We start from the raw sequence: 18,199 nt of genomic DNA, 5'->3' as shown, positions 1-18,199 counted from the left end.
CCCCGGCGCAGGGCGCAAGGGCATCGCAGTGTAAAAGCCGGGTAAATAGCAGAGAAAACCGCGACCACGTCTGATGTCCGCAGGGCAAATCGGTGTATCGTTTGCGCCGTTCGAGGGAGAACAAATATTTGCGCTGGGCGAGGTGCCGTGGGCAACTTGCTACTACTGTAATGGTCTGACTCCCGAACATCAAAAAAGCGTTTTCCTCCTAGGGACAAACTCATGCTTCGATTACTGCGCTTCGCTGCCCTGGTGGGTGGCCTCATCCTGAGTGCGTCCACAATGGCCAGGGACATCGATCCCGCCACCTATGGCTACCCGCTCACCAACCCGTTCGAGGCGACCATCGCTTCCACGCCGCTCGCCCTGCGCCCCGAGTTGCCCAAGGACGAAGACATCAAGCAGGCCGACTACAGCATCAACCTGCTGCCCGAACGCCAATTCAGCCTGCCCGACAACTTCTGGGCGGTGAAGAAACTGCGCTACCGCCTGGCCCACCAGGACCACCCGGCGCCGCTGATCTTCCTCATCGCCGGCACCGGCGCGCCCTACACCAGCAGCCTCAACGAGTTTCTCAAGAAGCTCTACTACAAGGCCGGCTACAACGTGGTGCAACTGTCGTCGCCGACCAGCTTCGACTTCATGAGCTCGGCCTCGCGCTTCGCCACGCCGGGCCTGAGCACCGAAGACGCCGAAGACCTGTACCGCGCCATGCAGGCCATCCGCGCCCAGCATCCCAAACTGCAGGTCACCGAGTTCTACCTGACCGGCTACAGCCTGGGTGCGCTGGATGCCGCCTTCGTCAGCAAGCTCGACGAGACCCGTCGCGCCTTCAACTTCAAAAAGGTGTTGCTGCTCAATCCGCCGGTCAACCTGCTGACCTCCATCAGCAACCTCGACAAGCTGGTGCAGACCCAGGTCAAGGGTATCAACAACAGCACTACGTTCTATGAGCTGATGCTGGCCAAACTGACCCGCTACTTCCAGCAGAAAGGCTACATCGACCTCAACGACGCACTGGTCTACGACCTGCAGCAGTCCCGACAGAAGCTCTCCAACGAGCAACTGGCGATGCTGATCGGCACCTCGTTCCGCTTTTCGGCGGCCGACATCGCCTTCACCAGCGACCTGATCAACCGCCGCGGCCTGATCACTCCGCCCAAGACCCCGATCACCGAAGGCACCAGCCTCACGCCTTACCTGCGCAAGGCCCTGCAGTGCGACTTCGACTGCTACATGACCGAGCAGGTGATCCCGATGTGGCGCGCCCGCACCGACGGCGGCAGCGTGCTGCAGCTGGCCGATCAGGTCAGCCTGTACGCGCTCAAGGACTACCTGCACGACAGCAAAAAGATCGCCGTCATGCACAACGCCGACGACGTCATCCTCGGCCCTGGCGACATCGGCTTTCTGCGCACCACCTTTGGCGATCGCCTGACCCTGTACCCGTACGGTGGCCATTGCGGCAACATTAATTACCGCGTCAACACCGACGCGATGCTGGAGTTCTTCCGTGGCTAGAAAATTCCTGTTGATCGCGGCACTGCTCTGCGCCAGCGCGGCCCATGCCGACGACAGCGCGCAGACGCTGGACAAGGACGGCTTCAAGGAGCCGCTCAAGGCGTTGACCTTCAACCCCGGGCTGGACCAGCGTGAGTTCGAGCGCTCGACCCTCGACGCGCTGAACGTCTACGACCCCATCGAGAACTGGAACCGCCGGGTCTACCACTTCAACTACCGTTTCGACGAGTGGGTATTCCTGCCCATCATCAATGGCTACCGCTACATCACGCCCAGCTTCCTGCGCACCGGCGTGAGCAACTTCTTCGGCAACATCGGCGATGTGCCGAACCTGCTCAACAGCCTGTTGCAGTTCAAGGGCAAGCGTTCGCTGGACATCACCGGGCGCCTGCTGATCAACACCACCGTAGGCATTGCCGGCCTGTGGGATGCGGCCACCTGGATGGGCCTGCAGAAGCAGAGCGAAGACTTCGGCCAGACCCTGGGTTTCTACGGCGTGCCCGCCGGCCCCTACCTGGTCCTGCCGATTCTCGGGCCGTCCAACCTGCGCGACACCGGCGGGCTGGTGTTCGACTTCTCGGCGGAGTCGGCGATCAACTTCCTCAACGTCAGCCAGGAAAGCAGCCGGCACCCGGAAATCTGGGCGCTGCGCATCGTCGACCGGCGTTACACCAACAGCTTCCGCTACGGCTCGGCGAACTCGCCGTTCGAGTACGAGAAGGTGCGCTACGTCTACACCGAAGCGCGCAAGTTGCAGATCGCCGAGTAATCAGCCCCGGCGTTTGGGATAGAGCTTGGGCATGCCCGGCGGTCGCGACTTGAACCGCCGGTGTGCCCACAGGTACTGCTCGGGGCACTCGCGCAGGGCCTGCTCGATCCACTGGTTGATGCGCAAGGCATCGGCTTCTTCACTCTCCCCCGGAAAATCCTCGAGCGGCGCATGCAGCACCAGCTGATAGCCGCTGCCGTCGTCCAGACGTCGTTGGGTGAACGGGATCACCCGCGCCTTGCCCAGGCGGGCGAAGGTGGTGGTGGCGGGCACGGTGGCCGCCGGGATACCGAACAACGGCACGAAGATGCTCTGTTTCTTGCCGTAGTCCTGGTCGGGCGCATACCAGATGGCGCGGCCCTTGCGCAGCTGCTTGATCATCGCCCGCACGTCCTCGCGCTCCACCGCCAGCGAGTCGAGGTTGTGCCGTTCGCGGCCCTGGCGCTGGATGAAGTCGAACAATGGGTTGTCGTGCTGGCGGTACATGCCGTCGATGGTCTGGCGCTGGCCGAGCAACGCCGCACCGATCTCCAGGGTGGTGAAGTGCAGGGCCATGAGGATGGCGCCCTGGCCTTGCGCCGTTACCGCGTGCAGGTGTTCCAGACCCTCGATATGCGCCAGGCGCTCAAGACGCGAGCGCGGCCACCACCAGCTCATGGCCATTTCGAAAAACGCGATGCCGGTGGAGGCGAAGTTTTTCTTCAACAGGCGCCGGCGTTCGCGCGCGGTTTTCTCCGGGAAGCACAGCTCCAGGTTGCGCGCGGCGATGACTCGGCGTTCGGTGGAAACCACGAACATGCAGGCGCCCAGCCCCCGGCCCAGGGCCAGCAGCCAGCGGTACGGCAGTTGTACGGTGAGCCACAGCGCGCCAAGGCCGAGCCATAGCGGCCAGTGGCGCGGGTGCAGAAAAGAACGGCTAAAACGCGGGCGATCCATTACAGATTCCGGACAGACAACAAGGCCCGGCATTCTACATGGGTTCTGCGCGGCTTGCGGCTGGAGGTGGTTCTCGCTATAAGTCTGCGCACTCTTTTCGTAACAAAGCGCGTTTTGCCGAACATGACCCAGACCGAACTGCAAGATCATGAACCCGTGTTTCAGCTCAAGGGCAGCATGCTCGCCATCACCGTACTGGAGCTGGCGCGCAACAATCTCGACAGCCTGGATCGGCAACTGGCGGCCAAAGTCGCCCTGGCCCCGAACTTCTTCAGCAACACGCCGCTGGTGCTGGCACTGGACAAACTGCCGGCCAGCGAAGGCAACATCGACCTGCCTGGCCTGATGCGCGTCTGCCGCCATCACGGCCTGCGCACCCTGGCCATCCGCGCCAGCCGCATCGAGGACATCGCCGCCGCCATCGCCATCGACCTGCCGGTGCTGCCGCCTTCCGGCGCTCGCGAACGGCCGCTGGAACTGGAAGAAAAGAAACCGGAAAAACCACCCGAGCCGACCATCCAGCCGACCCGGGTGATCACCACGCCCGTGCGCGGTGGCCAGCAGGTGTATGCCCAGGGCGGCGACCTGCTGGTGATTTCCTCGGTCAGTTCCGGTGCGGAACTTCTCGCCGACGGCAACATCCATGTCTACGGCCCCATGCGTGGTCGTGCGCTGGCCGGCATCAAGGGCGACCGCAAGGCGCGCATTTTCTGTCAGCAACTGGGCGCCGAATTATTGTCGATCGCCGGTTCCTACAAGGTCTCCGAGGACCTGCGGCGCGATCCCCTGTGGGGCTCGCCGGTACAAGTGAGTTTGTCCGGAGATGTGTTGAACATCACCCGTCTTTAACGGATACTGCCGCCTTTTTCCAGGCATCTTCAATAGTGTTGCAGCGGGTTGAAAGCGCCGGTTTTTTACGACGAATCCGTCTTCACTGCTGGTTTTTTTCAAGTCATTTTTTTCGGGATTAGCAATCCCTTTTTCACTAGGGGTGATACACCTTGGCCAAGATTCTCGTGGTTACATCCGGCAAGGGTGGCGTTGGCAAGACCACCACCAGCGCCGCCATCGGTACCGGCCTCGCTCTGCGCGGGCACAAGACTGTCATTGTCGACTTCGACGTCGGCCTGCGTAATCTCGACCTCATCATGGGCTGCGAACGCCGCGTGGTGTACGACTTCGTCAACGTGGTCAATGGCGAAGCGACCCTCAGCCAGGCGCTGATCAAGGACAAGCGCCTGGAGAACCTGTATGTGCTGGCGGCCAGCCAGACCCGCGACAAGGACGCGCTGACCCAGGAAGGCGTGGAAAAAGTCCTCAACGAACTCAAGGAAAGCTTCGAGTACGTCATCTGCGACTCGCCGGCCGGTATCGAGAAAGGCGCCAGCCTGGCCATGTACTTCGCCGACGAAGCCATCGTCGTGACCAACCCGGAAGTTTCCTCGGTGCGTGACTCGGACCGCATGCTGGGCCTGTTGGCCAGCAAGTCGCGCCGCGCCGAAAAAGGCGAAGACCCGATCAAGGAACACCTGCTGCTGACCCGCTACAACCCGGAGCGCGTAAGCAAGGGCGAAATGCTCGGTGTCGAAGACGTCGAAGAGATCCTCGCCATCCGCCTGCTGGGCGTGATTCCCGAATCCCAGGCGGTGCTCAAGGCCTCCAACCAGGGCGTGCCGGTGATCCTCGACGACCAGAGCGATGCCGGCCAGGCCTACAGCGATGCCGTCGACCGCCTGCTGGGCAAGGAAGTCGCCCATCGTTTCCTCGACGTGCAGAAAAAGGGGTTCTTGCAGCGCCTGTTTGGAGGCCGTGAATGAATATTTTTGACTTCTTTCGTGACCGCAAGAAAGGCAGCACCGCGTCGGTAGCGAAAGAGCGTCTACAGATCATCGTGGCGCATGAACGCGGCCAACGCAGCACCCCGGACTACCTGCCTGCCCTGCAGCAGGAGCTTGTGGAGGTCATCCGCAAGTACGTTGCCATCGAGAACGACCAGGTTCACGTCGCGCTGGAAAGCCAGGGCAGCTGCTCGATTCTGGAACTGAATATCACCCTGCCCGACCGCTGAGACTGGCGCAACGCACCGGCCCTGTGGGAGGGTGCGAAGCGCCCGAGCTTCTCATGGCTCGGGCGCCTCGCACCCTCCCACCTGTGCTGTGCATGCCTGAAAATACCCCCCATGCCCCTATCCAACATCCGCATCCTCCACCAGGACGCTGCCATCCTGGTCATCGACAAGCCGACCTTGCTGCTCTCGGTCCCCGGCCGTGCCGATGACAACAAGGACTGCCTGATCACTCGCCTGCAGGAAAACGGCTACCCGGAGGCGCGCATCGTGCACCGGCTGGACTGGGAAACCTCGGGCATCATCCTGCTGGCACGCGACCCCGACACCCACCGCGAACTGTCCCGCCAGTTTCACGACCGCGAAACCGAAAAAGCCTACACCGCCCTGGCCTGGGGCCAGCCGGCGCTGGACAGCGGCAGCGTCGACCTGCCATTGCGCTACGACCCGCCGACCAAGCCGCGCCACGTGGTCGACCACGAGCACGGCAAGCATGCGTTGACCTTCTGGAAGGTGTTGGAACGCCATGAACACTGGTGCCGCCTGGAACTGACACCGATCACCGGCCGCTCTCACCAGCTGCGCGTGCACATGCTGTCGATCGGCCATCCGCTGCTGGGCGATGGCCTGTACGCGCACCCCGAAGCGCTGGCGGCCTACCCGCGGCTGTGCCTGCATGCCAGCATGCTGGGTTTCACCCACCCGGTGAGTGGCGAACGGGTACGCTTCGAGTGCCCGGCGCCCTTCTAGGCTCTGTATGAAATGCATCCCAGCTCGCCCATGCGGCGTTGAAAACCGGCTGGTGCGCCAGCCCGGTCGGAATGCTCATTGACAACCAGTCAACTCCGCTTCCTCGCCGGTTTTCGCCTTGCCTGGCCTTCGCTGGAATACATTTCATACAGACCCTGACCGGCCTGGCGGCCTTTCGTGGGGCCTTGCCCCCCACGTTATCGGCCCGCAACCTGCCGATCTCAAGCCTGCCAGACACCGCCCCACGGATACGTTAAACTCGCGCCCATTGCCGTCTGGAGCGACTTATGCGCGAAGCTTTGAACCAGGGCCTGATCGATTTTCTCAAGGCCTCTCCCACTCCTTTCCACGCCACCGCGAGCATGGCCCAGCGCCTGGACGCGGCCGGTTTCCAGCGCCTCGACGAGCGCGACAGCTGGGCCGTCGTCGCCGGCGGCCGCTATTACATCACCCGCAACGATTCCTCGATCATCGCCTGGCGCATGGGCCGGCACTCGCCCCTGATCAGCGGCATTCGCCTGGTCGGCGCCCACACCGACAGCCCCTGCCTGCGGGTCAAACCGCAGCCCGAGCTGCAGCGCCAGGGTTTCTGGCAGCTGGGTGTGGAAGTCTACGGCGGCGCGCTGCTGGCGCCGTGGTTCGACCGCGACCTGTCGCTGGCCGGCCGCGTGACCTTCCGCCGCGACGGCAAGGTCGAGAGCCAGCTGATCGACTTCCATCTGCCGATCGCGATCATCCCCAACCTGGCCATCCACCTCAACCGCGAGGCCAACCAGGGCTGGGCGATCAACGCGCAGAACGAGCTGCCGCCGATTCTGGCCCAGGTGGCCGGCGACGAGCGTCCGGACTTCCGCGCCCTGCTCACCGAGCAACTGGCCCGCGAGCACGGCCTCAATGCTGACGTGGTGCTGGACTACGAGCTGAGCTTCTACGACACCCAGGCCGCCGCTGTGGTCGGCCTGCACGGTGACTTCATCGCCGGTGCGCGGCTGGACAACCTGCTGTCCTGCTACGCCGGCCTGCAGGCGCTGATCAAGGCCGAGGGCGAGGAAACCTGCCTGCTGGTGTGCACCGACCACGAAGAAGTCGGCTCAAGCTCCGCCTGCGGAGCCGACGGCCCGATGCTCGAACAGACCCTGCAGCGCCTGCTGCCCGAGGGCGACGACTATGTACGCTGCCTGCAACGCTCACTGCTAATCTCCGCCGACAACGCCCATGGCGTGCACCCCAACTACGCCGAAAAGCACGACGCCAATCACGGTCCCAAGCTCAACGCCGGCCCGGTGATCAAGGTCAACAGCAACCAGCGCTATGCCACCAATAGCGAAAGCGCCGGTTTCTTCCGCCACCTGTGCATGGCCGAGGAAGTGCCGGTGCAGAGCTTCGTGGTGCGCAGCGACATGGCCTGCGGTTCGACCATCGGCCCGATCACCGCCAGCCACCTGGGTGTGCGCACCGTCGATATCGGCGTGCCGACCTTCGCCATGCACTCGATCCGCGAACTGGCCGGCAGCCATGACCTGGCCCACCTGGTAAAAGTCCTGGAGGCGTTCTACGCCGCCCGGGAACTGCCGTAAATGCGCGCCTGGCGCCTGCTGCTGGCGCTGCTGCTGTGCACGTGCATGTCCCAGGCCCTGGCCGCCGGCCTGCCGGGCCTGCTCGGCGGCTCCAGCAAGAGTCAGCCCCAGGCCAGCGAGCCGCTCGGGCAGTCGCTGGATGAAGTCATCCAGAATCTGGAAAACGACCAGCAGCGCGGCAAGCTGCTGGACGACCTGAAAAAGCTGCGCGACACCACCAAAAAAGCCCAGGCCAACCCGGAAGAAGGCGTGCTCGGCCTGATCGGCAGCGCTCTGAACCATCTGGAAGCGCAGTTCTCCGGCGACGACAGTCCGTTCGAGCGCTGGGGCAATGAGCTGGACCTGGCCAACATCGAGCTGCAGGCGCTGGTGCTGCCGATCAACCAGTGGCCGCCGATCATCGGCGGCTTCGCGGTGATCATCGCCGTGTGGAGCGCCCTGGCCTACGGCCTGATCTGGCTCAGCCAGCGCCTGCGGGTGCGGTTCGGCCTGACCATGGAGCTGCCGCCCAACCCGCGCACCTGGGACCTGGCGCGCTTCGCACTGCGCAAACTGGGGCCCTGGCTGGTGGCGCTGATCATCACCATCTATGTCGGCTACGCCCTGCCCTCCTCCCTGGGCAAAAGCCTGGCCATGGTGCTGGCCTATGCGCTGGTGGTCGGCACTTTCTTCTCGGCCATCTGCGTCATCGCCTTCTCCCTGCTCGACGGCCCGCACCGCCATGCCGCGCTGTACATCCTGCGCCACCAGGCGTTTCGCCCGCTGTGGCTGATCGGCAGTTGCGCGGCCCTCGGCGAGGCGTTCAGCGACCCGCGGCTGGTCAGCTCGCTGGGCTATCACCTGGCCTACGTCGCCGCCACTGCGGCCAACGTGCTGGCCGCACTGTTCTCCGGGCTGTTCATCCTGCGCTTCCGCCGCCCGGTGGCGCACCTGATCCGCAACCAGCCGCTGTCGAGGCGCCTGACCCGCCGCGCGTTGAGCGACACCATCGAGATCCTCGGGACCTTCTGGTACCTGCCGGCCCTGGTGCTGGTGGCCATCTCGCTGTTCGCCACCTTCTTCTCCGCCGGTGACACCAGCAACGCCCTGCGCCAGTCGCTGATCTGCACCGTGCTGGTGGTGCTGTGCATGGTCATCAACGGCCTGATCCGCCGCCACGGCCAGCGCCCGGCGCGGCACAACAAACGCCATGCGCTGTACTCCGACCGCCTGAAGAACTTCGTCTACACCCTGGTGCACCTGTTGATCTGGCTGCTGTTCGCCGAGCTGGGGCTACGGGTCTGGGGGTTGTCGCTGATCCGCTTCACCCAGGGCGATGGGCACGACATCAGCGTCAAGCTGATGAGCCTGGCCGGCACCCTGATCTTTGCCTGGCTGGCCTGGATACTTGCCGACACCGGCGTGCAACATGCGCTGACGCGCTCACGCAAGGGCCTGGCCAACGCCCGCGCGCAGACCATGATGCCGCTGATCCGCAACATCCTGTTCATCGCCATCGCGATCATCGCGGCCATCGCCGCCCTGGCCAACATGGGCATGAACGTCACGCCACTGCTGGCCGGTGCCGGGGTGATCGGCCTGGCCATCGGCTTCGGCGCGCAATCACTGGTGGCCGACCTGATCACCGGGCTGTTCATCATTATCGAGGACTCGCTGGCGATCGACGACTACGTCGACCTCGGCGGCCACCTGGGGACCGTGGAAGGCCTGACCATCCGCACGGTGCGCCTGCGCGACATCGACGGCATCGTGCACACCATCCCGTTCAGCGAGATCAAGAGCATCAAGAACTACTCGCGCGAGTTCGGCTACGCCATCTTTCGCGTGGCCATCCCGCACAACATCAGCATCGATGACGCCATCAAGCTGATCCGCGACGTCGGCCAGAAGATGCGCAGCGACCCGCTGCAAAAGCGCAACATCTGGTCGCCGCTGGAGTTGCAGGGGGTGGAGAGCTTCGAACAGGGCACGGCGATCCTGCGCGCGCGCTTCAAGACCGCGCCGATCAAGCAGTGGGAAGTGTCCCGGGCGTTCAACCTGGCGCTCAAACGCCAGCTTGACGAAGCCGGCCTGGACATCGCCACGCCGAGGCTGAGTGTGCAAGTGGTGACCGGGGCTTCGGAGCAAAAGCCCGAGGCAGGGTGATTGCCGGCAGTGACGAGTCGCTCGGGCCGCTTACTCCCCTGGCTGCACATCGGCACTCAAGCGAATCGCATCATGGCGCCAGTATTCCAGGTCACAGTCGATCAGCCGCCCGTGCTGGTCGTAGTTGACCCGGGTGATACGCAAGCCGGGGCTGCCCACCGACACCTTCAGCGCGCCTGCAGCCTCGGCGTGCAGCGCAGTGGGCATCATCTCGAACCTCACTCGCCCGTACTGGATGCCGTACTGCTGCGCATACAGCTCGGTGAGCGGCTGGCTGAGGTCCTGCTCGAGAATCGCCGGGAAGAACTGCGGATTGAGGTAATGCTCCACATAGAGCACCAGGCGCTCGTCGATACGCCGCGTGCGGCAGAGCTGAATCACGCTGGACAACGGTGCCAGCTGCAAAGCCTCGCACACGGCCGCCGGCGCCGGCTGCAGGCGCGCGCTGAGCAGCTGCGTCGAGGGCTCGCGCCCCTGATCGCGAACCATGGCGTGAAAGTGGCTGCGCTTGATCAGGTCGTAGGTCAGTCGCGGCGGCGAAATGAACCAGCCCCGGCGTTCCTCGCGGTAGATCAGGCCCTTGGCTTCCAGTTGCACCAGCGCTTCGCGCAAGGTGATGCGCGTGGTGGCGAACACCTCGCTCAACTTGCGCTCGGCCGGCAGCTTGCAGCCCGGCGACAGCAGGCCATGTTCGATCTGTTCCTGCAGCGCGTTGCTGATTGCCGTCACCGCGCGGGGTGCACCCTCTTGCATCACTCGACCCTTATCTGGACTAGACCAGCGCTATCTTCGGGCACGCGCACGGCCGCTTTGCCTTGGCGCCTCCTGCCACAAGACTAGGCAATTAAAATGACCGAGCCGTGACAGGGCTGCCATCGGCTCGTCACATGCTGCGCCAAAGCCTTGCAATCAGCGGCCTGCAGCATGGTCTACGCTTAGCGGCGAGGCCTGTCGCCAGGGCCAATGCAAAGCCTGCGCCAACGCCGCGGACATAATTTTGTCATGGCAAGGGCCTAGATTGGCTCAGGTATTGCTGACCTAGACCAAAGACCGCGTTGAATGTCCGTCCATAGGAGCTTCGAATGAAAAAGCTTTTCCTGGCATCACTGTTAGGCTCGAGTATTGCGCTGTGCACCGCCGCCATGGCGGCCGACACCGACCTGAAAACCCTGGAAGCCGCAGCCAGGACCGAAGGCACGGTGAACAGCGTCGGCATGCCCGATGACTGGGCCAACTGGAAAGGCACCTGGAGCGACCTGTCGACCAAATACGGCCTGACCCACATGGACACCGACATGAGCTCGGCCCAGGAAGTGGCCAAGTTCGACGCCGAGAAGGACAACGCCAGCGCCGACATCGGTGACGTCGGCGCCGCCTTCGGCCCGATCGCCGCCGCCAAGGGCGTCACCCAGCCGTACAAGCCGAGCCACTGGGACCAGGTGCCGGAATGGGCCAAGGACCAGGACGGCCACTGGATGCTCGCCTACACCGGCAGTATCGCCTTCATCATCAACAAGGACCTTGTCAAGGCGGGCGATGAACCGCACAGCTGGGCCGACCTGCTCAAGCCAGGCGCCAAATACAAGGTCACCATCGGCGACGTCAGCACAGCAGCGCAAGCGGCCAACGGCGTACTGGCGGCGGCCATCGCCATGAAGGGCGACGAAACCAACCTGCAACCGGGCCTGCAGCTGTTCACCAAGCTGGCCCAGCAGAAACGCCTGTCGCTGGGCAACCCGACCATCCAGTCGCTGGAAAAAGGCGAGGTGGAAGTGGGCGTGGTCTGGGACTTCAACGGCCTGAGCTATCGCGACAAGATCGACCCCAAGCGCTTCGACGTGCTGATTCCGTCCGATGGTTCGGTGATCTCCGGCTACACCACGATCATCAACAAATACGCCAAGCACCCGAACGCGGCCAAGCTGGCGCGTGAGTACATCTTCAGCGACGCCGGGCAGATCAACCTGGCCCGCGGCCACGCCCGCCCAATCCGCGCCGAGCACATCACCCTGCCCGACGACGTCAAGGCGCTGCTGCTGCCCAACGAGCAGTACAAGAGCGTGAAGCCGATCAAGGACCCTGCTGCCTGGGAGAAGAGCTCCAAGGCGCTGCCGCAACAATGGCAGGAGCAGGTCATCATCGAGATGAACTGAGGCTCTGCAGCTGATCGCGAGGGTGCCCGTGAGGGCCCCGTCGCCGGCAAGCCTTGCACCCTACCTCCACAGGACCCGCACACCATGCCCCACAAAGTCATCCTGGTCCTGCTGGACGGCCTCAGCTACTCGGTGGCCGAACACGCCATGGGCCACCTGCATGCCTATGTCGCCGCCGAGCGCGCCGTGCTGTACAAGCTTGAATGCGCCCTGCCGGCGCTGTCACGGCCGCTCTACGAATGCATCCTGACCGGCGTTCCGCCGATCGACAGCGGCATCGTCCACAACCAGGTTTCGCGCCTGTCCAACCAGCGCAGTATTTTTCACTACGCCGCCGATGCCGGGCTGACCACGGCTGCTGCGGCGTACCACTGGGTCAGCGAGCTGTACAACCGCTCGCCGTTCGATGCCCACCGCGACCGCCACACCAGCGACATCGCGCTGCCCATCCAGCATGGGTATTTCTACTGGGTCGACCACTACCCCGACTCGCACCTGTTCAGCGACGCCGAAAGCCTGCGCCGTCGGCACAACCCGGATTTTCTCCTGATACACCCGATGAACATCGACGACGCTGGGCACAAGCACGGCCTGGACAGTTCGCAGTACCGCAACAGTGCCCGCGGCGCCGACGTGATCCTCGCCGACCACCTGCAAGGCTGGCTGGATGCCGGCTACCAGGTGCTGGTCACCGCCGACCACGGCATGAACAACGATCGCTCGCACAACGGCCTGCTCAGCGAAGAGCGGGAAGTGCCGCTGTTCGTGCTCGGCGATGCCTTCAGCCTGAACCCCAACCTGCGCCCGTTGCAGACCGAGCTGTGCGGCACGATCTGCGCACTGCTGGGCGTGCCCCACGACAAACCCGTGAGCCGGGAGCTGTTGAAAAGTGAGTAACCCGACCCGAGGCCGCGGCTTGGCCCTGCTGTTTTTGCTGCCGTTCGCGGCGTTCTTCATCGTGTTCCAGATCGCACCGCTGGCCTGGGTGGCGATCCATAGCGTGCAGCTGGACGACGGCTGGGGCCTGGACAACTTCATCAAGGCCTTCAGCTCGAAGTTCTACCGCCAGGCCATCCAGCTGAGCCTGGAGATCAGCTTCTGGTCGAGCCTGTTCGGCATCCTTATCGCCGTACTGGGCAGCTATTCGCTACGCCGGGTCGATTCGAAACTGCGCGACTTCGTCAGCGCCTTCGCCAACATGACCAGCAACTTCGCCGGCGTGCCCCTGGCCTTCGCCTTCATCATCCTGCTCGGCTTCAACGGCAGCGTGACACTGATCCTCAAGCAGGCCGGGCTGATCCAGGACTTCGACGTCTACTCCAAGACCGGCCTGATCATTCTCTACACCTACTTCCAGATACCCCTGGGCGTGCTGCTGCTGTACCCAGCCTTCGATGCGCTGCGCGAAGACTGGCGCGAGTCCTCGGCCCTGCTCGGCGCCAGCGGCTGGCAATACTGGCGACACATCGGCCTGCCGGTGCTGACCCCGGCCCTGCTGGGCACCTTCGTCATCCTGCTGGCCAACGCCCTGGGTGCCTACGCCACGGTGTACGCGCTGACCACCGGCAACTTCAACGTGCTGCCGATCCGCATTGCCGCCATGGTCGCCGGCGACATCAGCCTGGACCCAAACCTGGCCAGTGCCCTGGCGATGATCCTGGTGGGCTTGATGACCCTGGTGACCGTAGTGCATCAATGGCTGCTGAAGAGGAGTTACCATGTCGCGCGCTGAAATCGGCCCCGCAGCCCTCTACCACCGGGTGGTGGTGTGGCTGCTGTTCCTCATCCTGCTGGCGCCGCTGGCCGGCACCCTGCTCTATTCGGTGGCCACCGAATGGTCGGCGACCATCCTGCCCAGCGGCCTGACCTTCAAGTGGTACCTGGCGCTGTGGAGCGACCCACGTTTTCTGCACGCCTTCGGCCAGTCGCTGCTGGTGTGCGTGGGCGCATTGATCCTCTCGGTAGTGCTGATCCTGCCGCTGCTGTTCGTGGTGCATTACCACTTCCCCAGGCTCGACGCGCTGATGAACATCCTCATCCTGCTGCCGTTCGCCGTGCCGCCGGTGGTGTCCTCGGTGGGGCTGCTCAACCTGTACGGCTCGGGCCCGTTGGCCATGGTCGGCACGCCGTGGATCCTGATCGGCTGCTACTTCACCGTGGCCCTGCCATTCATGTACCGCGCCATCACCAACAATCTGCAGGCCATCAACCTGCGCGACCTCATGGACGCCGCCCAACTGCTCGGTGCCAGCACCTTTCAGGCGGCCATCCTGGTGGTGCTGCCAAACCTGCGCAAAGGGCTGATGGTGGCGCTGCTGCTGTCGTTTTCTTTCCTGTTCGGCGAGTTCGTGTTCGCCAACATACTGGTGGGCACTCGCTACGAAACCTTGCAGGTGTACCTCAACAACATGCGCAACAGCAGCGGGCACTTCAACAGCGCGCTGGTGATTTCCTATTTCCTCTTCGTGCTGGTGCTGACCTGGGCCGCCAACCGACTGAACAAGGACAAGGACTGATATGAGCTACGTCAGTGTCGAACAGCTGGAAAAACACTACGGCGCCACACCGGTGTTCAGTGACATCCACTTCACCATCGCCCGCGGCGAATTCATCACCCTGCTCGGCCCCTCAGGCTGCGGCAAGTCGACCCTGCTGCGTTGCATCGCCGGGCTGACTTCGGTCAACAGCGGCAGGATCCTCCTCGATGGCCAGGACCTAGTGCCGCTGAGCCCGCAGAAGCGCGACATCGGCATGGTGTTCCAAAGTTACGCGCTGTTTCCCAACATGAACGTCGAGCAGAACGTCGCCTTCGGCCTGCGCATGCAGAAAATCCCCGCCGAGGAGAGTCGCCAGCGCGTCGCCGAGGTGCTCAGGCTGGTGGAACTGACCGCTTTCGCCGACCGCTATCCGCACCAGATGTCCGGCGGGCAGTGCCAGCGCGTGGCCCTCGCACGCTCGCTGGTGACCCGCCCGCGCCTGCTGCTGCTCGACGAGCCGCTGTCGGCGCTGGACGCGCGTATCCGCAAGCACCTGCGCGAGCAGATCCGCGCCATCCAGCAGGAGCTGAACCTGACCACCATCTTCGTTACCCATGACCAGGAAGAGGCGCTGACCATGAGCGACCGCATCTTCCTCATGAACCAGGGCCGCATCGTCCAGAGCGGCGACGCCCAGAGCCTCTATACGGCGCCGGTGGACGCCTTCGCCGCCGGCTTCATCGGCAGTTACAACCTGCTCGATGCCGAGCGGGCGAGTAAACTGCTGCAACGCCCGGTGAGCTCGCGCCTGGCGATCCGCCCGGAGTCCATCAGCCTGAGCCTGTCCGGCGAGCTGGAAGGGGAAATCCGCAGCCACAGCCTGCTGGGCAACGTGATCCGTTACCGGGTGCTGGCGCGCGAGGTGGAACTGGTGGTCGACGTGCTCAACCGCTCGGCCAGCGACCTGCTGGCCAACGGTCAGCGGGTATCGCTGTCGATCGACCCCGAGGCGTTGTGTGAAGTGGCCTGAGGGCTGGCCGCTTCGGTTGAGGAACTAGGAGATTGACCGTTATGCCGTTAGCCATTTTCGACCTGGACGAAACCCTTATCCATGGCGACTGCGCGTCCCTGTGGAGCGAACAGATGGTGCGCCTGGAATGGGTGGACGCCGAGTCCTTCCTGCGCAAGGACAAGCAACTGATGCAGGCCTACGCCGAGGGCCAGCTGGCCATGGAGGACTACATGGCGTTCAGCCTGGAGCCGGTGGCCGGGCGCACGCCCGAGGAAGTCGAGTTTCTGGTGGGGCCCTGGGTCGAGGACTTCATCGAGCCGATCATCTTCAGCGACGCCACTCGCACCATCGCCCGCCACCGCGCGGCCGGTGACCGCATCCTGATCATCTCCGCCTCGGCAGTGTTCCTGGTGCAGGCCATCGCCGACCGCCTGGGGGTCGACGAGGTACTGGCGATCAACCTGGAAGTGGCCCACGGCGTGTACAGCGGGCGCACCGAAGGCGTGCTGACCTACCGCGAGGGCAAGGTCACGCGCCTGGCCCAATGGCTGCATGAACAAGGCGAGAGCCTTGACGGCGCAAGCTTCTACTCCGACTCGCGCAACGACCTGCCGCTGCTGCTCAAGGTCGCCCACCCGCAGGTGGTCAACCCCGACCCGGTGCTGCGCGCCCACGCCGAACAGGCCGGCTGGCCGATTCACGAGTGGCGTTGATGATTGCGCGCGAAGGTGTCCGGCCCCATGGCCGCGATCTGCCCTTCGATCAAGGCATCGAAGGGTCGCAGCAGCGCGGCGAATGAGGCCGGCGCTTCCAGCTGTTCCAGGGCCTGGGCGACCGCCTCGATAGTCGACAGCGCGCCCGCCGCCGGGGCCTTGCGCAAGCGGTAACGGCTGGGCGCAACAGGGTTCAGGCTGACTCGCGGCAGGCCCGCCAGCAGCGGGTTGAGGTGCAGCAGTTTCTTCGCCTTGCGCCAGGTGCCGTCGGGCACCACCAGCAACAGGGGCTGTTGATGCGCGGTATACGGCTCGAGCATCGCCGCCTCTTGCCCGGGAAACAACAAACAAGCCCGGTAGCCGGGCAGGTTCAAGCGCTGCGCCAGGTCCTCGAACACCTCTCCCACCAGCAACTCGCTATTGCGCAGCCCCAGCGCCGCCAGCCGGGCGGTGTTCAGCGCGTGGCCGACCTCGCTGGGGTGCTGCAGGACCAGCACCCGCGAACGGCTGGGCAGCGCCGGAATCAGCGCACACAGGCAGTGGTCGAGTGGGCGCAGGCAGCGCGGGCATTGGGGTCTGGGCATGTCGAGCATTTTGCCACAAAGCTGCTCAGCGCAGTTCAAGGCTGCCGTCGCGGTGTTGCAGGTAGAGGCTGTAGGGCAAGACGAGGGTATCGGCTACACCGGAGAACAGGAAATCGAAGAACACCACCGGCACGCTGTTGATCGCCAGCCCCGCCGGGCCGGGGCCACTCGCCGGGTCGGCGTGCAAGGTGCAGAAATCATAAGCGATGCCGCTGTAGACCCTGGGGACAGCCTCGCAGCGAGTGCCCATGGCCTTGAGGCGCTGGCGAGCGGTCTGGTCGTCGGTAAACGTGCTGCTGATAGTGCCGCAGCCAGTGGCGCAGGCGGTGACGAGCGAGGCGATGATCAGGCGTTTCATGGGCAGGCCTGCGGCGGGGAGATGCAGCAGGCTAGCCTTGAGGGCCGTGAGAGAAAATAGGACCCGTCTGAAAAGGCATGCCGATCACCCGGGATTGACCTGGCTCTTGAGCAGATCGCGAAACGTCTGGATCAGCGGCTCCCGGCTGCGCCCGCGGCGCACGATCATCGAGAACGGCGCCTGGTAGCCAAAGGTGGCCGGGGACAGCACGCGCAAGTCGCCCTTGTCCGCCCAGCTCTGCGCATAGTGCTCGGGCAGATAGCCGATGTACGCGCCCGACAGCACCAGAATCAGCTGCGCCTCCATGCTCTCCACCGTCGCCGCGCTGTGCTTGAAGCCATGGCGCGCCAGCTCCGCCTGGCTCCAATAGCCGCGCCCGACCATGCGCTGCTGAGTGATCACCTCTTCCGGGATGCGGCGTTCGCTGTACAGAGGGTGGCGGCTGCTGCAATACAACCAATGCTGCTCGCGGTACAGCGGCTGGTAGACCAGCCCGCTCATGCGCGTGGAAAACGACCCCACGGCCAGGTCCAGGCGGTTTTCCTGCACGCCCATCTGCAGCTCATAGGGGCTGGACACCGACAGGTGCAGGTGCACTGCCGGGTACTCCTGGCTGTAGGCGCCAATGGCCTCGGCGAACGGAAAGGCGCTGTCGCTGACGGTGGAATCGATCACTCCCAGGTTCAGGGTGCCGCGCAGCTCGCCCTTGAGCGCCGCGGTGTACTGCTCGAACACCTCCATCTCGCCCAGCACGCGCAGGGTTTCCTGGTGAAACAGCTCGCCCTTGCTGGTCAGGCTGAAGCCGCCACGGCCGCGGTGGCACAGCACGATGCCCAGGCTCGATTCCAGCTGGCTCATGTAGGTGCTGATGGCCGAAGTGGAGAGGTTCAGTTCCTGCTGGGCGTTGGCGAAACCCTGGTGGCGCACCACGCTGACAAAGATGCGCAACAGTTTCAGGTCGGGGAGCGAACTGGCCATGGAAGATTCACAGGTATCGGCAGGAGGGGGTGGCTGGGGTGGTCGGGTGAATTGTGCATTAGTTCAGAAAATTCTGAACTAACTATTTGCCGTCGCGGATTCTTCCCAGGCACGCCCTTGCGCAGACTCCGACCCCACTGCATAACCATAAAGATGAGGCA

The 18,199-nt window shown here is 64.1% G+C and carries 19 protein-coding genes; 14 read left to right on the top strand and 5 right to left on the bottom strand.

Annotated elements, in window-relative coordinates; genetic code table 11:
- Window positions 1-222 precede the first annotated feature (222 nt).
- Together SFA35_RS07625 and SFA35_RS07620 are read left to right on the top strand one after the other, a co-directional pair.
- Window positions 223-1,521, top strand: coding sequence for a serine/threonine protein kinase (locus SFA35_RS07625; protein ID WP_320576837.1), 1,299 nt, complete (start codon window positions 223-225; stop codon window positions 1,519-1,521).
- A complete protein-coding gene (locus SFA35_RS07620) occupies window positions 1,514-2,290 on the top strand; it encodes a VacJ family lipoprotein (RefSeq protein WP_320576835.1) in 777 nt (258 codons plus the stop codon). Before SFA35_RS07625 ends, SFA35_RS07620 begins: the two co-directional genes overlap by 8 nt.
- Here the strand turns inward: SFA35_RS07620 and SFA35_RS07615 are convergent, their stop codons facing one another.
- Window positions 2,291-3,226, bottom strand: a complete 936-nt coding sequence (locus tag SFA35_RS07615; RefSeq protein WP_320576832.1) for a lipid A biosynthesis lauroyl acyltransferase — start codon at window positions 3,224-3,226, stop codon at window positions 2,291-2,293.
- A 123-nt stretch (window positions 3,227-3,349) separates the two neighbouring features.
- Between SFA35_RS07615 and minC the strand changes: the two genes are divergently transcribed.
- From minC to SFA35_RS07585, 6 genes are all read left to right on the top strand, one after another.
- Window positions 3,350-4,075 carry a septum site-determining protein MinC gene (minC, locus tag SFA35_RS07610; RefSeq protein ID WP_320576831.1) on the top strand — a complete coding sequence of 242 codons (726 nt, stop codon included), beginning with the start codon at window positions 3,350-3,352 and terminating at the stop codon, window positions 4,073-4,075.
- Between the two features lie 152 nt (window positions 4,076-4,227).
- Complete coding sequence (gene minD / locus SFA35_RS07605) at window positions 4,228-5,043, top strand: septum site-determining protein MinD (protein ID WP_320576830.1); 816 nt, start codon at window positions 4,228-4,230, stop codon at window positions 5,041-5,043.
- Window positions 5,040-5,294, top strand: coding sequence for a cell division topological specificity factor MinE (gene minE, locus SFA35_RS07600; protein ID WP_320576828.1), 255 nt, complete (start codon window positions 5,040-5,042; stop codon window positions 5,292-5,294). Before minD ends, minE begins: the two co-directional genes overlap by 4 nt.
- A gap of 111 nt (window positions 5,295-5,405) precedes the next feature.
- The gene (locus SFA35_RS07595; protein ID WP_320576826.1) at window positions 5,406-6,041 is read left to right on the top strand and encodes an RluA family pseudouridine synthase; all 636 of its coding nucleotides are present in this window, start codon (window positions 5,406-5,408) and stop codon (window positions 6,039-6,041) included.
- Window positions 6,042-6,328: 287 nt separating this feature from the next.
- Window positions 6,329-7,618: a M18 family aminopeptidase gene (locus SFA35_RS07590; RefSeq protein WP_320576824.1), complete on the top strand. Its 1,290-nt coding sequence runs from the start codon at window positions 6,329-6,331 to the stop codon at window positions 7,616-7,618.
- Complete coding sequence (locus SFA35_RS07585) at window positions 7,619-9,763, top strand: mechanosensitive ion channel family protein (protein WP_320576822.1); 2,145 nt, start codon at window positions 7,619-7,621, stop codon at window positions 9,761-9,763. It abuts the gene before it with no gap.
- A gap of 30 nt (window positions 9,764-9,793) precedes the next feature.
- Here the strand turns inward: SFA35_RS07585 and phnR are convergent, their stop codons facing one another.
- Window positions 9,794-10,516 (bottom strand): phosphonate utilization transcriptional regulator PhnR, encoded by a 723-nt coding sequence (gene phnR / locus SFA35_RS07580; protein ID WP_320576820.1) that lies wholly within the window; start codon window positions 10,514-10,516, stop codon window positions 9,794-9,796.
- 329 nt (window positions 10,517-10,845) lie between these two features.
- Between phnR and SFA35_RS07575 the strand changes: the two genes are divergently transcribed.
- From SFA35_RS07575 to SFA35_RS07550, 6 genes are all read left to right on the top strand, one after another.
- Entirely contained in the window at window positions 10,846-11,916 is a 1,071-nt protein-coding gene (locus SFA35_RS07575) for an ABC transporter substrate-binding protein (RefSeq protein WP_320576818.1), read from the top strand.
- Between the two features lie 84 nt (window positions 11,917-12,000).
- Window positions 12,001-12,813, top strand: coding sequence for an alkaline phosphatase family protein (locus SFA35_RS07570; protein WP_320576816.1), 813 nt, complete (start codon window positions 12,001-12,003; stop codon window positions 12,811-12,813).
- Window positions 12,806-13,648, top strand: a complete 843-nt coding sequence (locus SFA35_RS07565; RefSeq protein ID WP_320576813.1) for an ABC transporter permease subunit — start codon at window positions 12,806-12,808, stop codon at window positions 13,646-13,648. The genes SFA35_RS07570 and SFA35_RS07565 overlap by 8 nt, the downstream gene beginning before the upstream one ends.
- Window positions 13,635-14,432, top strand: coding sequence for an ABC transporter permease (locus SFA35_RS07560; protein WP_320576811.1), 798 nt, complete (start codon window positions 13,635-13,637; stop codon window positions 14,430-14,432). The genes SFA35_RS07565 and SFA35_RS07560 overlap by 14 nt, the downstream gene beginning before the upstream one ends.
- Window position 14,433: 1 nt before the next feature.
- Window positions 14,434-15,423, top strand: a complete 990-nt coding sequence (locus SFA35_RS07555; protein ID WP_320576809.1) for an ABC transporter ATP-binding protein — start codon at window positions 14,434-14,436, stop codon at window positions 15,421-15,423.
- A 41-nt stretch (window positions 15,424-15,464) separates the two neighbouring features.
- A complete protein-coding gene (locus tag SFA35_RS07550; protein ID WP_320576808.1) occupies window positions 15,465-16,118 on the top strand; it encodes an HAD family hydrolase in 654 nt (217 codons plus the stop codon).
- Here the strand turns inward: SFA35_RS07550 and SFA35_RS07545 are convergent.
- From SFA35_RS07545 to SFA35_RS07535, 3 genes are all read right to left on the bottom strand, one after another.
- Complete coding sequence (locus SFA35_RS07545) at window positions 16,103-16,702, bottom strand: tRNA-uridine aminocarboxypropyltransferase (RefSeq protein ID WP_320576806.1); 600 nt, start codon at window positions 16,700-16,702, stop codon at window positions 16,103-16,105. The two genes, SFA35_RS07550 and SFA35_RS07545, sit on opposite strands and share 16 nt — an antisense overlap.
- Before the next feature lie 25 nt (window positions 16,703-16,727).
- Window positions 16,728-17,060 carry a YceK/YidQ family lipoprotein gene (locus SFA35_RS07540; RefSeq protein ID WP_320576805.1) on the bottom strand — a complete coding sequence of 111 codons (333 nt, stop codon included), beginning with the start codon at window positions 17,058-17,060 and terminating at the stop codon, window positions 16,728-16,730.
- An 84-nt stretch (window positions 17,061-17,144) separates the two neighbouring features.
- Entirely contained in the window at window positions 17,145-18,038 is an 894-nt protein-coding gene (locus SFA35_RS07535; RefSeq protein ID WP_320576804.1) for a LysR family transcriptional regulator, read from the bottom strand.
- Between the last annotated feature and the right edge of the window lie 161 nt (window positions 18,039-18,199).

Origin of the sequence: Pseudomonas sp. HR96 (assembly GCF_034059295.1) — a bacterium.
In the GTDB taxonomy this organism is placed as follows: Bacteria; Pseudomonadota; Gammaproteobacteria; order Pseudomonadales; family Pseudomonadaceae; genus Aquipseudomonas.
Note: the sequence above shows the minus strand (reverse complement) of the source record. Positions and strands in the feature narration are given on the sequence as shown.

Bases quoted from the DNA above. Each gene is read 5' to 3' on its own strand.
- SFA35_RS07625 (WP_320576837.1), top strand. From the start codon at position 223: ATGCTTCGATTACTGCGCTTCGCTGCCCTGGTGGGTGGCCTCATCCTG.
- SFA35_RS07615 (WP_320576832.1), bottom strand. From the start codon at position 3,226: ATGGATCGCCCGCGTTTTAGCCGTTCTTTTCTGCACCCGCGCCACTGG.
- minC (WP_320576831.1), top strand. From the start codon at position 3,350: ATGACCCAGACCGAACTGCAAGATCATGAACCCGTGTTTCAGCTCAAG.
- minE (WP_320576828.1), top strand. From the start codon at position 5,040: ATGAATATTTTTGACTTCTTTCGTGACCGCAAGAAAGGCAGCACCGCG.
- SFA35_RS07595 (WP_320576826.1), top strand. From the start codon at position 5,406: ATGCCCCTATCCAACATCCGCATCCTCCACCAGGACGCTGCCATCCTG.
- SFA35_RS07590 (WP_320576824.1), top strand. From the start codon at position 6,329: ATGCGCGAAGCTTTGAACCAGGGCCTGATCGATTTTCTCAAGGCCTCT.
- SFA35_RS07585 (WP_320576822.1), top strand. From the start codon at position 7,619: ATGCGCGCCTGGCGCCTGCTGCTGGCGCTGCTGCTGTGCACGTGCATG.
- phnR (WP_320576820.1), bottom strand. From the start codon at position 10,516: ATGCAAGAGGGTGCACCCCGCGCGGTGACGGCAATCAGCAACGCGCTG.
- SFA35_RS07575 (WP_320576818.1), top strand. From the start codon at position 10,846: ATGAAAAAGCTTTTCCTGGCATCACTGTTAGGCTCGAGTATTGCGCTG.
- SFA35_RS07570 (WP_320576816.1), top strand. From the start codon at position 12,001: ATGCCCCACAAAGTCATCCTGGTCCTGCTGGACGGCCTCAGCTACTCG.
- SFA35_RS07560 (WP_320576811.1), top strand. From the start codon at position 13,635: ATGTCGCGCGCTGAAATCGGCCCCGCAGCCCTCTACCACCGGGTGGTG.
- SFA35_RS07555 (WP_320576809.1), top strand. From the start codon at position 14,434: ATGAGCTACGTCAGTGTCGAACAGCTGGAAAAACACTACGGCGCCACA.
- SFA35_RS07550 (WP_320576808.1), top strand. From the start codon at position 15,465: ATGCCGTTAGCCATTTTCGACCTGGACGAAACCCTTATCCATGGCGAC.
- SFA35_RS07545 (WP_320576806.1), bottom strand. From the start codon at position 16,702: ATGCCCAGACCCCAATGCCCGCGCTGCCTGCGCCCACTCGACCACTGC.
- SFA35_RS07540 (WP_320576805.1), bottom strand. From the start codon at position 17,060: ATGAAACGCCTGATCATCGCCTCGCTCGTCACCGCCTGCGCCACTGGC.
- SFA35_RS07535 (WP_320576804.1), bottom strand. From the start codon at position 18,038: ATGGCCAGTTCGCTCCCCGACCTGAAACTGTTGCGCATCTTTGTCAGC.